Origin of the sequence: Enterococcus sp. BWR-S5 (assembly GCF_016745255.1) — a bacterium.
Classification (GTDB): domain Bacteria; phylum Bacillota; class Bacilli; order Lactobacillales; family Enterococcaceae; genus Enterococcus_L.
Genome location: NZ_JADOEQ010000005.1, coordinates 74059 through 88555 on the forward strand (window position 1 = coordinate 74059; position 14497 = coordinate 88555).

Here is a 14497-nt window from a genome sequence, read left to right on the forward strand (position 1 = left end):
ATGCATATTCGAGAGAATAATTTTTTGACAAGAGAGGATTATGCAGAGGCATTAGAATTTTTGCTTCAGCCTTTAAGAGAGGACATGCTTCATTCTGAAATACCTGGGATACATCTTGGCAGCAGCGGCGCAGTGTATAATCAAAAACGAGCAGATATGGAAGCGCTTATTCGTCCCTTATGGGGCTTGGCACCGTATTGGCGGTTGAAAACGGATGATGCGCTGAGGCTGGCGTATCTAAACAAACTCTCGAAGGGAACCAATCCTGAAAGTTCCCATTATTGGGGTGAAATTGAAGACTACGACCAATACATTGTTGAGCTGGCGGCAATATCCTTAACCCTTTTACTTCACAAGGAGGATGTGTGGGATGCGTTAGCTGAACAGGAACAATTCAATCTGGCTGCTTGGATGTCTCAAGCGCTGGAAAGGAAGATTCCAAAAAATAACTGGACATTCTTTAAGGTACTTATTCGAGTGGCGTTGTTCAAATGTGGAAATGTCTTAGATCGTCAAAAAATGAATGAGGAGCTGCAGTTAATCGACTCTATGTATGTTGGCGCAGGCTGGTATGTCGATGGAAAGACGACACAGCGGGATTACTATATTCCATTTGCCTTTCATTATTATGGCCTGATTTACTCGGTTTATATGAGGGAAGAAGATCCAATGTGGTCCCAATTGTTCATTGACCGAGCAAAGACATTTGCGCAGGATTTTATTTACTATTTTGACGAAGACGGAGAAGCACTTCCTTACGGGCGCAGTTTAACCTATCGTTTTGCTCAAGCGGCATTTTACTCGGCGTTGGTTTTTGCCGATGTGGAAGCCCGTCCATGGGGAGAAGTGAAGACAATCCTTTCTAATCACTTGAGCAGCTGGATGAAGCAGCCGATATTTACCTATGATGGACGTCTGTCTATTGGCTATCATTATGAGAATCTGGTTATGGCAGAGGGCTACAATGCACCGGGGTCTCCATACTGGTCACTCAAAACGTTTCTTTTGTTAGCTGTCCCGGATGGCCATCCTTTTTGGCAGGCACAGCCTATTCCGATAAAGAGACAGTCTGAGAAGCTGATTGAACAAGGACAGATGGTGTTCCGGCATGTAGACAATAGTCGGCACGTATTAGGTTATCCGGCAGGAATGCTGGTCGAAGGGCAGGCACATGCAGAGGCAAAATACAGCAAGTTTGTTTATTCGACAAAATTCGGTTTTAGTGTTCCAAAAGCAGGAATCACTTACGAAGAGGGCGCTTTTGATAACGTACTGGCTGTTTCTCTTGATGGTCGCTATTTTCGAACAAAGCGAGAAACTATTGCTTATGAGCTTTCGAACAGTCGCATTATGCATCGTTGGTCCCCGTTTTCAGGTGTAGAAATAACCACCGAAATTTACCCGTTTGGGGAATGGCATGTGCGTGTTCATGACATTAAGACACTTCATGATTTAGAACTGAGGGAAGGCGGCTTCAGTGTTGCAATGGTTGGACGTTTGCCGATTGGTGATAGTACAGCACAAGAAGCATGGGTGAAGGAAGGAGAGTTAGCTTCACGAATTATTGGTATTGAGGGATATGATAAAGCGAAGCTCATTTGTCCGGAGGTGAATACCTCAGTATTTTTCCCAAGGTCCAGCTTTCCCTGTCTGGAAAAGAAAGTAACAGCTGGCAGCCATCGTTTAATATCTTTGGTTGGCGGAGTTGTTAATAAAAGAAAGGAAGAGAATAGATGATAAAAATAGAACTAAAAAATGAACAAGGGAATCCTATTATCGGAAAAATTGACCACGAAAAGGAGCCTGCGCCTTTCGCAGCTGAAGGAGAAGAGCTTGCTGTTTTAGCAATCAAGGAATACACTTACGAAACTGGCGATAAAATTGTTATCACCTCTGATGAAGCGGAGGCCTATTTTATTGTTCAGCTGGATGAAACCTTAGCACCGTCACTCATCTATTTTCCTCAGAAAACATGGGAATATCACATCCCAACAACAAAAGAGGAAGGAACTGCTTCTGTTGATACTGGTTTTCGCTCAAAACGCCATCATCTGATGGTTCGAAAAGCACATGATTTTGAAGTGAATAATTATCAGAATTTAGCGGTTAATAGTCATGACCAGAAGGAAGCCTCCGGAGTCTTTCCACATGCTTATGCCAATGTAGAGACTAGAGGAGAAGCTGTCTTTTTTGCCAAAAATGCCATTGACGGAAAGCTGGGAAATCTTTCTCATGGTTCGTACCCATTTGCTTCTTGGGGAATTAACCAACAAAAAGATGCCGCTTTAACAATTGATTTTGGGCGTAAGGTAGAGATTGATTGGGTCCGCGTGTTATTCCGAGCAGATTATCCGCATGACAGCTATTGGACGGAGATTGCTTTAGTATTTTCTGATGGAGAAGAGATGACAGCAACAACAGATAACTCGTTAGATTTTCAGGAAATCAGATTCCCAACGAAGCAAACGGAGACGATTACACTAACCAATTTGAAAAAGGCGGAGGATGAATCGCCATTTCCGGCACTGACACAAATCGAAGTATTTGGGAAAATAGTAAAATAAAAGACGAAGCTGTCGATAATTAAAGCAAGCAGAAGCCGAAAGGATAGGCGGATGCTTGCTTTTTTTGTGGACTCAAAATCATTTTTCAGAAGAACAGTCGCTTTTTTTCTTTTTTTGCGCTATAATGAAATAAGTTAATATGTTAACAAGTTAAGGAGATGTAAAAATGACTCTTCAAGAAAATAAAAAAAGACTGATTGAACTAGGCGGAAAGGTGACAGCTAGTTGGCTGTCTGCTCAAATTGATTTTTGTGTTCAGCAAATCCAGAAGAATATGCAGCGCTTTGGGACGGATTTTCCATCTGCCTGTGCAACGAATGGAAAATATCGAATCAAGCCAAATGATGATTGGACAAACGGTTTTTGGACGGGCATGCTATGGCTGGCCTATGAATGGACCGGGGGAGAAGAATTCAAGGAAAGAGCGATGGAGAATATTCAAAGCTTTCAACAGAGACTGGATAATCATTTTGTGCTAGATCATCATGATATTGGTTTCTTATACAGTCCTTCTGCCGGTGCTGGCTATCACCTGACTGGTGATACCCTGTGTCGGTCTGAGCTGTTGCAGGCTGCAGAGGTTCTGATTGCTCGATTTCAGGAAATGGGGAACTTCATTCAGGCTTGGGGCGGTTACGGCGACCCTAAAGAATATCGCTTGATTATCGATTCTCTGATTAATTTACCCCTGTTGTTTGAAGCGTCAAAGCTTTCGGGCGATCCTAAGTATGCGAATATTGCTGTAAAGCATTATCGTACAGTATTGAAAACTGTCATTCGTGAAAATGCAACAACGTATCATACTTATTATTTTGATCCTAAAAGCGGAGAACCTACTCATGGAGCGACACATCAGGGAAACAGTGATGATTCCATTTGGGCACGAGGTCAGAGCTGGGCTGTTTTAGGTATTCCGTTGAACGAAAGCTGCTTGGGTTCGATAGGAGTTCCGAGAATCTATTCAAAAATTGTAGATGCTTTCCTGGAAAATCTACCTGCTGATTTGGTCCCCTATTGGGATTTCGATTTTAATGATGAGCATCCTTCTGATAAGGACAGCTCAGCTTTAGCTATTGCAGCTTGCGGGTTGCTGGAGGCTGAGAAGCTGACAGCATATCCTGAAGCGAAAGCACTGGCAGCGGGAATGGTTTATCAGCTGGGTGAACTGTATACAGCAAAAAATTCACCTGGAAATGAAGGACTGCTTTTACATGGCGTCTATGCACATGCTGAAGGAAAAGGGATTGATGAGCCTAACCTTTGGGGCGATTATTTCTATTTCGAAGCGCTGATGCGTCTGGCAAAACCAGATTGGCGCAGATATTGGTAAGGAGAGAGACGATGAGAACATTTGAGATAAAAGAAGAATTCCTATTGGATGGAAAGCCGGTCAAGCTGATTAGCGGCGCGATTCACTATTTTCGTATGACTCCGGCACAATGGACAGACAGTCTGTACAATTTGAAAGCACTCGGTGCGAATACAGTGGAAACCTATATTCCTTGGAATATTCACGAGCCCATAGAGGGACACTATGATTTTGAAGGAATGAACGATATCACTCGCTTTGTTGCGCTTGCCGAAGAGTTGGGCTTGATGGTTATTCTACGACCATCCGTCTATATTTGTGCGGAGTGGGAGTTTGGCGGATTACCGGCATGGTTGCTGAAGGAGAAAGGGCTGCGTTTGCGTTCAACTGATCCTCGTTTTATGCAAAAGGTGCGCCAATATTTTCAAGTACTGATTCCTAAGTTAGTTCCGTTGCAGGTGACACATGGCGGTCCGGTTATCATGATGCAGATTGAGAATGAATATGGCTCCTATGGGATGGAAAAAGAGTATCTAAGAGCAACCAAAGCCTTGATGGAGGAACTGGGGATTGATGTTCCGTTATTTACATCTGATGGCGCATGGGAGGAAGTGCTGGACGCAGGAACATTAATTGAAGAGGATGTTTTTGTAACTGGAAACTTTGGTAGCCAGTCGAAAGAAAATGCGGCTGTTTTACAGAACTTCATGAAGCGCCACGGGAAAAAATGGCCGATTATGTGTATGGAATACTGGGATGGCTGGTTCAACCGCTGGGGCGAACCAATCATCAAACGAGAGGCAGAGGACTTGGCAGCTGAAGTGAAAGATATGCTGGAGATAGGCTCATTGAATCTTTATATGTTTCATGGCGGAACAAATTTTGGCTTTTATAATGGCTGTTCGGCAAGAGGGACAACAGATTTGCCACAGGTTACCAGCTATGATTATGATGCTCTGCTAACCGAATCAGGTGAGCCTACTGAAAAATATTATGCCGTACAGCGAGCAATCAAGGAAGTTTGTCCGGATGTGTGGCAAGCTGAGCCTCGTCGGAAAACATTGTCCAATCTAGGCAGCTTCCCTGTAACAGACAGCGTTTCTTTATTTGCAACAAAAGAAACGCTTGAAGAGGGAATTTCATCTGCTTATCCATTAACGATGGAAGAGGCTGGCACTGGTTATGGCTACATGCTCTATTCACTGACCTTAAAAAACTATCAGCATGAGAATAAGTTGAAGGTTGTTGAAGCCGGTGATCGCTTGCAGCTGTATGTTGATGGACAGCATCAGGTGACGCAATATCAGGAAGAGGTCGGAGAAGAGATTCTGATTAACGGTCAAGCAAATCAAGCAACGATAGCATTGGATGTTTTGATAGAAAATCTTGGTCGTGTGAATTATGGCTTCAAGCTGAATAGCCCAACTCAATCAAAAGGAATTCGTGGAGGAATCATGCAGGATATTCATTTCCATCAAGGGTATCGCCAGTTTCCGCTATCGTTAAGTAAAGAGCAGCTGGCAAAAATAGATTATCAGGCACCTTGCGTTCCCGAGCAGCCGTCATTTTATCGGGCAGTTTTTGAATTGGAGGAATTGACGGATACCTTTATTAATTGTTCCGCTTACGGAAAAGGGGTTGTCTGTATCAATGGGTTCAATTTGGGAAGATATTGGAACATTGGACCAATCTGCTCTCTTTATTGCCCTAAAGAGCTGTTGAAAAAAGGGCAGAATGAAATCGTCATCTTTGAAACAGAAGGAATAGAGATTAAGCATGTGGATTTTTCTGCTCAACCAGTGATAAAGGGGTAGCAAGAAGCAAAAGGTCGTTTGTTTTCCTATTTTTATACGGTAGAGAAAGCTAATCCTATTACGTAATGCTGAATCTATACACCTATGATGGGCGCTGTTCTTTCGCAACGGTGCATGATATAATTTACTTAATTATGGTTTGACTAAAGGTAATTTATATCAGTGAAGGAAGTGACCTAAATGGTGATTGTAACACCCACTTTTAATTCAAATGGGCAATGCGAAGAAGCAATACAGCTTTACCAAAAGGCTTTCAATGCCAAAGTAGATTTCTTATTACGTTATTCTGATGCAGATCCGCGTGATTTTGATGATCCTTTGACCGAGGAACAGAAGAACTATGTATACCATGCAGAAATATATATTGGTGAACAGCGTGTAATGTTTTCAGATATTATCGGTTCGGACCATCTTATGAAAAGTACGTCTTTATTCTTGACGGTAACTCTGGATAGCGCGGAAGAAGTCAAAAAGGCGTATGAGATTATGAAGAATGGCAGCACGACAATTTATCCGTTACAAAGCACTACCTATAGTTCTTGCTTTGTTTCTTTCGTTGATAAGTTTGGTTTTCGATGGGGAATCATGACAGAGCAGACTGAAAGATAGATAGATGTATGGTAGGAAACAAGTATTGTGTGAAGTATTAAAATCAGTAATAGAACCAAAAAACCGTGATGACTGCATCATGGTTTTTTGGTTCTATGAATAATTGAGTAGAGCATAAAAAAGAAATATGCCCTGCTTATTCCTTGAGGAGTAGAAGCTTATTCGGCTTCCACTTCTATTTTTGTTTTGAAATATTTCCAGTGCTTATAGCTAATAATATATTCTGCCACGCTTCTATCCGGCAGGTAGGAGTGCTTCACCTGTTTGACTGCCGGTTCACGAAAGCTGAGATTCAAAAGATTTAGGAGCTCCGGATCATCAGGAAAGACAATCTCGTTTGTCTCGATAGACGACAAGGAGAAAAGATCAATGTCGAAGTCTTTTCGTACCTTTTCGTATACACTGGTATAGGCTGAAAGGTCTTCAGAAATTGGTTCCTTCACCAATTTCTTTGGCAAATGTGTCATATGGACTAAGAAAGGAATTCCATCGAATGAGCGAACGCGCAAGATTTTGTAGTATGAGCCGCTGCCGGGCAGTCCTAATTCCTTTAAAATGTCAGGTTCCTTTTCTTCATGAATGGAAAGGACATCAACTGTTTCAGTATCCAGCGAATGAAGCTCAATATCAGAAAACTTCACGTTTTGAGAGACTTTCGATTTTGATACGAAGGTTCCCTTTCCTTGTATACGGTAAAGATAGCCGGCACTGGTTAGCTCATTCAACGCTTTAACAGCTGTTATCGAGCTGACAGAGTAATTTCGTTTGATATCTGCTTCAGAATAAAATTTATCGCCTGGAATAAATCTATGGTTTTTTATTTCACTTAAAAGGTCTTGTTTGATTTGTTCATATTTTGGGACCACAGAAAGTGCCTCCTTTTCTATAGCTAACTATACCTTTAAGGATAACATGTCAACTTAACTTTAGCAATCGCTTCATTTTTAGCGCTATCTAAAATATAATAGTCATAGAATAAAATATCAAGAAAAACTCAATATATTAAGATATTAGGTTTACGAATGAATTAACATGTGATATAGTATGTTTGTAAGCGATATAACATGTTAAGTGGAGGCGACCCACGCGATATAGGAGGGAAATCAAGTGAGGAATATTTTATTAATCAGTCATGGTGGTATGGCAGAAGGGGTCAAAAGCAGTCTTGAGATGATTGTAGGCCAACAGGATCAAATAAGCACAGTCTCTCTGCAACCGGATGGAGACAATATCCAATTTGAAAATGAGTTGCTTTCAAAAATGAAAGCCCTTAACGGAAAAACGCTCATTATAGCAGATTTGGCTGGCGGAACGCCTTGCAATGTAGCAATAAAAAACTATTTGGAAGATGAACAAGTAGAAATCGTAGCAGGCATGTCTCTTCCATTGGTAATAGAAGCAGCAGTGAATCCACAGCTCACGGCACAAGAGCTGGTCAAACTTTCTAAAGACAGCTTGATTGATGCAAAAGCAAAAATGAAGCAGACTGAGGACGTACCAAGTGTTCAAGCCAAAGGAACTGATTTGGAAAAATACAAGGACTATGAAGGTCAAGCGAACCTTGTGAATACTCGAATTGACGAACGGCTGATTCATGGACAGGTGGCAGGAATTTGGACAACCAGTCTGAATACACAGCGAATCATTGTCGCTAATGATGAAGCAGCGGCAGATCCATTGCAGAAATCTTCTCTTCGTATGGCCGCGCCAACAGCAATGCGCCTCTCTGTTTTACCCGTTTCAGAGGCAGCAGAAAATATTCAAAAGGGAAAATATGGGAAGCAGCGATTGTTTTTACTATTTAAAAACCCAACAGATGCTTTGCGATTTTTAGAAGCAGGCGGCAGTTTTGAGACAATTAATGTTGGAAATATGAGCTATAAGGATGGCGCCCGTGAGGTAACTAAAAGCATTCAGGTAATGCAGGACGAAGAGCAAGTGTTTGAGTCAATCGCTTCAAAGGGAATAACAATAACAGCACAGCTTGTTCCAAATGATCCATCAATTGATTTTATGGAAAAGCTGAGAAATTAAATTTAGGAGGAAAAAATCATGCATTTAGCGGCGTATCAAATCATTCTTATTACGGTTTATGCATTTATTGCAATCAATGACTCACTTATTTCAAATACTTTGACACAGCCGGCAATCGCCGGAATGATTTCCGGGATGATTATGGGGGATATTAAGACAGGATTGATGGTTGGTGGAACACTACAGTTGATGCGTTTAGGAATTGCGGCCTTTGGGGGCGCTTCAGTACCCGATTACTTTACAGGTGCTGTGTTAGGTACAGCCTTTGCAGTCATCTCAGGAAAAGGCGCAGAATATGGAATCGGCTTAGCCGTTCCCGTGTCCTTACTAATGCTTCAATTGGACGTTGTTGCTCGTTTCTGTAACGTTTATCTGTTACACCGTGTAGATAAAGCAATTGACAATATGCAGGTGAATCGTATTCCTCGCTTTGTCTTGTCCGGTTCATTCCTTTGGGGATTGTCTCGTGCGATTCCGATTTTGTTGATGCTTCTGGTTGGTGATGCTGCAGTAACAACAATCACTGAAAACACACCGGAATGGCTAATGACAGGTTTGAAGACTGCCGGAGGCGTACTGCCTGTTGTAGGTGTGGCGATTTTGCTGCGCTACCTGCCGACAAAACAATATATTCCTTATTTACTGCTAGGCTTCTTTTTAGCTGCTTACCTGCAAGTACCGATGCTGGGAGTTTCAATCATTGGTGTGGTTGCTGCTATGCTGGTATTCAAACGTGACAGTGAAAAGCCAATGGCACAGTCAGCTTCAGGTTCAGAGACTTTAGAAGGAGGATTTGATGGGGATGAGTAATCAAAAATTAACGAAAAAAGAATTAAATGCCATCAGCTGGCGTTATATTTTAGGAAGTCAGTTGAACTGGAACTACGAGCGTATGATGAGTACCGGTTATCTTTATGGGATTTTGCCTGTTTTGAAAAAGTTCTACGGACATGACGAAACTCAGCTTCAAGATATGCTGCGTACCCATAATCAGTTTTTCAATACGAATGCTATCTTCGGTAATTTAATCATGGGGATTGACGTGGCTATTGAAGAGCAAGACGGGTATAAAGCTAAAGAAACAATTGTCGCACTAAAAACAGCATTGATGGGCTCACTGGCTGGTGTAGGAGATTCCTTATTCCACGTCATCTGGGGAACAATCTTTGGTTCAGTTGCCGGCACGCTTGCTCAAAATGGTTCAGTTGTAGGCTGTGTTATCTGGATTATTGCCAATATTGCTTTATTATTTGCTCGGGCGGCATTATTGCCATTAGGCTATAAACAAGGTGTGAAGCTTGTTACTACGTTAAAAGATAAACTAGCTGCTTTTACAAATGCAGCAACTGTTCTTGGAGTGACTGTAATTGGTGCGCTGATTCCTTCTGTCGTGAAGGCAACCGTTCCATTTGTATACAAAAAAGATGGCGTTGAACTGGTCATTCAAGACACCTTGGATGCAATCTTGCCATCTCTAGTTCCTATCCTATTAGTAATGCTGACGTACTGGATGTTAGGACAGAAAAAATTGAATTCAACTCGAGTAATTTGGTTGATTCTAATTCTGTCTATTGCATTAAGTGCATTTGGAATATTAGGATAGTCTGGGATAAAAAAGCTGTAGAATACCTTTTCGATGGATTCTATGGCTTTTTTTGAGTCAAAAAATCAATGTTAGAGGTCCATCGGCCACTTATGAAGCAGTCTATGTAGAAGAATTGTTTTATCTTTTCAATCTGTTGAATTGGGTCAGCGGGTTGAAAAATATATAAGCTGTCAGTTTTGGAAGGGGGAAAGGGTTGAAGCAATATGCTGGACAGTTCTATAAATAGAAACGGGCACTAGGGGAGAACTATTAAATGAAGAGGACGTGCAAATATGCTATCAAGCTATAAAAATGCTATCTTACTAATCAGTTGTTCTATCTTAACAGGAGCTGCTTTCTACAGCAGTGTTTCGGCGGCAGCAGAAGAACCATCCACTGCAGAGTCTTATCAACAAAACGGTCAATCTGTGCAAAAAGAAGCATCGAGCTATCAGGAGCTTCAACAAAAATGGCGGGCGCAGCTGGTGTCAGATGACTATGATGCACAGGTACCGGAAATTGCTAATTATGTCCAAGCCCTCTCGGCAGCGGCAGAAGATTTATATCAAAAAATGGATAAAGACCCAGATAGAACCTATCTTTGGCCTCTTGAAGCAGGAAACACGCCTTCAGCTGATTTAACTACTCAATTTACTAAATTACAAAAGCTGACTTTGGCTTATGGAACTAAGGGAACTGCGTACTATAAAGACCCAGTTATTCTTTCAGCAGTTGAAAGTGGGTTAGACTTTATGATTACCAACAAGGGGTATGATGGAAAGAAATATCATGGCAACTGGTGGGATTGGCAAATTGGCATTCCCCAGAAATTTGTCGGTATTCTAATGGTTTTGAAGGGTGAATTACCAGCTGAAAAAGTACAGCAATATATCACAGCGATTAGCGGCTATGTCCCTGACCCATATAAACAGCTCTATACGAAGCCTCAAGGTGTATTTGTTGATTTGGCTTTCATCCCTAATTTTGTAACTTCCGGTGCGAATCGCACTGATTTAGCGCAAACTGTTTTAGGCTTAGGTATTCTACAGGAGGATGCGAGCAAGATTCGTCAAGCCTCAGAGAGTATTATCGATGTGTTTGAGCTTGTAGCAAAAGGGGACGGCTTCTATGCAGATGGTTCCTTTATTCAGCACAATAATATTCCCTATACAGGCTCTTATGGAAATGTGTTGATGAAGGGGGTAGGTCAAATTTTGAGTATTACGAAGGATTCTGAGTTCGAGTTGGCTCCGGAGGTCGTAGATGGCTTTGTGACAAATGTGGAGCGGGCCTTTCTACCGTTGATTTATCAAGGCGAAATGCTGCCGGGTGTGAATGGACGCTCAATCTCAAGAGCGCCTTCCAAAAATAAAAGCGGTTATGGCTCAACCACGATGTACAATTTATTGATTGTTGCGAAATTTGCGGACACCAACAGTCAGCAGAAGCTGAAGGAAGCAGTAAAGTATTGGATGAAAGAAAACGAAACCTATTATTTGACCAATACAAGAGACTACAACGACCTTTTGATGACGCTTTCACTGCTTAATGATTCTTCAATTATTGGTAATCAACTACCGTTTGTTGGTACACAGATGTATGCATCAATGGACAGATTCGTTCAGAGAACACCGGAATATATGTTGAGCTTAAGCTTGTATTCTAACCGTATTTCTTCCTTTGAAGCCGGCAATAAGGAGAATAAACGAGGCTGGCATACTGCGGATGGAATGATGTATTTGTATAATGATGACGAGGTACAATTCAATCAAGCCTATTGGCCGACAGTCGATCCCTATCGGTTGCCTGGAACAACCGTCGATACAGTTCCGTTACAGGATGAAATTTCCGCATTTACAACAGTTACCTCTAAAGAAAAATGGGTCGGCGGTGTGGCTATAAACGATAGAGCAGTCGTTGGAATGTCACTGAATAAGTCAGGAACGAAGAATAACGGACAGGTTCTGCCAATGAATCTGCAAGGAAAAAAATCATGGTTTATTTTGGATGGTCAGGTAGTTGCTTTAGGTGCTGGGATAACGGGTGATACGACCGCAACGATAGAGACTGTGGTAGACAACCGTTTACTGAATGATGCTTACGATTATCAGGTTCTGTCAAATAACGGAACGATTACCTCTCCGACAGAGAGCAGCAGTAAAGAATGGCTGCTGTTGCAATCGAATCACAAAAATGCCTCAATCGGCTACTATTTCCCGAATGGAGAAACTGTCGATGTTATCAGTGAGGCACGTACAGGAACCTATAGTGAAATCAATGAGGCTTTTCCAAGTAATGACCTTTATACAGGAAACTACCGCAAGTTCTTAATTAATCATGGGCAGCATCCAAGCGATTCAGACTATGCCTATGTGATGCTTCCGGGTATTGCTGAAGCGGAGCTGAAGGAGTATGCAGCGAATAAACCGGTAACTGTACTGGAAAACTCCCGAGATATTCAAGCAATAGCATTAGAAGAAGAAGGGTATACAGGAATCAATATATGGAAAAGCACAGGTGGAACAGTGACGGGTATCAGCTCAGATAAGCCAGTTTCCTTGCTGAAACAGGCAAAAGGAGCGGAAAAACACTATGTTCTATCGGAGCCAACGCAGTCAAATGTGACCATGAAAGTAAAGATTCCTAAGGACTATGCAACAATTCAGACGATGAGTGAAGGAATTACCTATGATAGTGTGCAAGACATTTTCACGATAGACTTTACAAATAGCAATGGCGGCAGTAAACAAATTATCGTGGAATAGAGTATCGTTTGTTCCTCATGTGAGTAAAACGAAACGCATAAAGAGGAATCAGATAAATAAAATCAGCAGCTTGTCACAATGAGCTGCTGATTTTTCTTAGATTATTGCTGAAAAAATAGGGCAGATGAACGAAAAATCAGTAATGAAGAATTTTCGTGCAGTTTCTTGTTGACGAATGAGGAGATTAATGGAAGAATGTTATGGAATGGTCGAGGAATGTAGGGGTGTTTTTTTGAGCAAACACAACAATCCTCGCAAGAAACTGACTCAGAATTTGAGAAAGAGGCAGTCTCAACGATAAGGAGGAGTCTTGGTGAGAGAAATAGGATTTGATTCGGAGAAATATCTGACAGAGCAATCCCAATACATTCTGGAGCGAGTAAATCAGTATGATAAGCTTTATCTGGAATTTGGTGGTAAATTGGTGGATGACAAGCATGCAAAACGAGTGCTGCCGGGCTTTCAGGAAGATGTCAAAGTAAAGCTGCTGCAAAAACTCAAAGATCAGGCGGAGATCCTGATTTGCTTGTATGCCGGAGATATTGAGCGGAACAAAATCCGTGGTGATTATGGCATCACTTATGATATGGACATTTTACGTTTGATTGATGAGCTAAGAGGCTATGGATTGTTGATTAATAGCGTGGTTATCACTCGATACAACAATCAACCGGCAACCAAAGTGTTTATCAATAAACTGGAGCGTAGAAACATCAAGGTCTATAAGCATGAAGCAATCGAAAATTATCCAATAAACGTTGAGAAAATCGTTTCTAACGAGGGCTTTGGAAAGAATGAATATATTGAAACTGAGAAGCCGATTGTGATTGTTACTGCTCCCGGACCGGGAAGTGGGAAGCTGGCTACTTGTTTGAATCAGCTTTATCATGAAAGTAAAAAGGGACACGCTGCCGGCTACTCAAAGTTTGAAACGTTCCCAGTGTGGAATGTTCCTTTGAAGCATCCGCTAAATATTGCCTATGAAGCGGCTACAGCAGATTTAGGGGATGTCAATATGATTGATTCCTTCCATTTGGATTATTATGGAAAGATGGCAGTCAACTACAATCGAGATATCGAGACATTTCCGGTCATTAAGCGAATCATCGAGAAAATTACCAATCAGGAATCTGTTTACAAATCACCTACAGATATGGGTGTAAATCGAATTGAGGCAGGAATTATCGACGATGAGATTATTCAAGAGGCCTCACGTCAGGAAATTATCCGTCGTTATTTCCAAACAGAATGTGACTTTAAAAAAGGTCTGGTCAATGAAGAGGCTGTGAATCGAATCAGCTTAATTATGGAAGAGGTTGGTTTGAAACCGGAGGATCGTAAAGTTGTTGCGCCGGCACATGCATATGCGGAAAAATTCGAGTCTCAGACGAAGGACCCTGCAGCTGTTATTGCATTGGAATTGCCTTCAAAAGAAATTATCACAGGGCGGACAACCCCTCTGATGGAAGCACCGGCTTCTGTTATCTTAAATGCTGTGAAGGCTTTGGCAAAAATTGATGATGATATTCACTTATTATCACCAATTACGCTGGAAACGATACAGAACTTGAAAAAGAATGAAATGCACATGAAGGATCATTCACTGGATGTCAGTGAAGTGTTGATTGCGTTGGCAATTAGTGCGGTAACCAACCCAACGGCCCAACGAGCTTATGAAAAGCTGGTTGAGCTGGAGGACGCTCAAGCGCATTCAACAGTTATATTAAGCAAGAATAATGAGCAGGCATTGAGAAAGCTGGGAATCGATATCACGTCAACTGCTGCGTTTCCATCAGAGCAGTTATACCACCAATAGT

The 14497-nt window shown here is 41.7% G+C and carries 11 protein-coding genes; 10 read left to right on the forward strand and 1 reads right to left on the reverse strand.

Annotated features, from left to right (window positions below):
* From IW510_RS08025 to IW510_RS08045, 5 genes are all read left to right on the forward strand, one after another.
* Nucleotides 1–1737 carry a DUF2264 domain-containing protein gene (locus IW510_RS08025; protein ID WP_202058414.1) on the forward strand — a complete coding sequence of 579 codons (1737 nt, stop codon included), beginning with the start codon at nucleotides 1–3 and terminating at the stop codon, nucleotides 1735–1737.
* A complete protein-coding gene (locus IW510_RS08030) occupies nucleotides 1734–2564 on the forward strand; it encodes a hypothetical protein (protein ID WP_202058416.1) in 831 nt (276 codons plus the stop codon). Before IW510_RS08025 ends, IW510_RS08030 begins: the two co-directional genes overlap by 4 nt.
* 166 nt (nucleotides 2565–2730) lie before the next feature.
* Nucleotides 2731–3894: a glycoside hydrolase family 88 protein gene (locus IW510_RS08035; protein ID WP_202058417.1), complete on the forward strand. Its 1164-nt coding sequence runs from the start codon at nucleotides 2731–2733 to the stop codon at nucleotides 3892–3894.
* A gap of 11 nt (nucleotides 3895–3905) precedes the next feature.
* Nucleotides 3906–5687 (forward strand): glycoside hydrolase family 35 protein, encoded by a 1782-nt coding sequence (locus IW510_RS08040; RefSeq protein WP_202058418.1) that lies wholly within the window; start codon nucleotides 3906–3908, stop codon nucleotides 5685–5687.
* Nucleotides 5688–5867: 180 nt separating this feature from the next.
* Complete coding sequence (locus IW510_RS08045) at nucleotides 5868–6296, forward strand: VOC family protein (RefSeq protein WP_202058419.1); 429 nt, start codon at nucleotides 5868–5870, stop codon at nucleotides 6294–6296.
* 158 nt (nucleotides 6297–6454) lie between these two features.
* On the opposite strand, the gene IW510_RS08050 is transcribed toward IW510_RS08045, so the two are convergent.
* Complete coding sequence (locus tag IW510_RS08050) at nucleotides 6455–7162, reverse strand: GntR family transcriptional regulator (protein WP_202058420.1); 708 nt, start codon at nucleotides 7160–7162, stop codon at nucleotides 6455–6457.
* A gap of 241 nt (nucleotides 7163–7403) precedes the next feature.
* Here IW510_RS08050 and IW510_RS08055 point away from each other — a divergent pair, with 241 nt between their 5' ends.
* The 5 genes from IW510_RS08055 to IW510_RS08075 all read left to right on the forward strand — a co-directional run bounded on the left by IW510_RS08055 (nucleotide 7404) and on the right by IW510_RS08075 (nucleotide 14496).
* Complete coding sequence (locus tag IW510_RS08055; protein WP_202058422.1) at nucleotides 7404–8330, forward strand: PTS mannose/fructose/sorbose transporter subunit IIAB; 927 nt, start codon at nucleotides 7404–7406, stop codon at nucleotides 8328–8330.
* 18 nt (nucleotides 8331–8348) lie between these two features.
* A complete protein-coding gene (locus IW510_RS08060) occupies nucleotides 8349–9140 on the forward strand; it encodes a PTS mannose/fructose/sorbose/N-acetylgalactosamine transporter subunit IIC (RefSeq protein ID WP_202058424.1) in 792 nt (263 codons plus the stop codon).
* Entirely contained in the window at nucleotides 9133–9933 is an 801-nt protein-coding gene (locus IW510_RS08065) for a PTS system mannose/fructose/sorbose family transporter subunit IID (protein ID WP_202058425.1), read from the forward strand. The genes IW510_RS08060 and IW510_RS08065 overlap by 8 nt, the downstream gene beginning before the upstream one ends.
* Nucleotides 9934–10208: 275 nt before the next feature.
* Nucleotides 10209–12680 carry a polysaccharide lyase 8 family protein gene (locus tag IW510_RS08070; protein ID WP_202058426.1) on the forward strand — a complete coding sequence of 824 codons (2472 nt, stop codon included), beginning with the start codon at nucleotides 10209–10211 and terminating at the stop codon, nucleotides 12678–12680.
* 313 nt (nucleotides 12681–12993) lie between these two features.
* A complete protein-coding gene (locus tag IW510_RS08075; protein WP_202058427.1) occupies nucleotides 12994–14496 on the forward strand; it encodes a DUF1846 domain-containing protein in 1503 nt (500 codons plus the stop codon).
* Nucleotide 14497 lies beyond the last annotated feature (1 nt).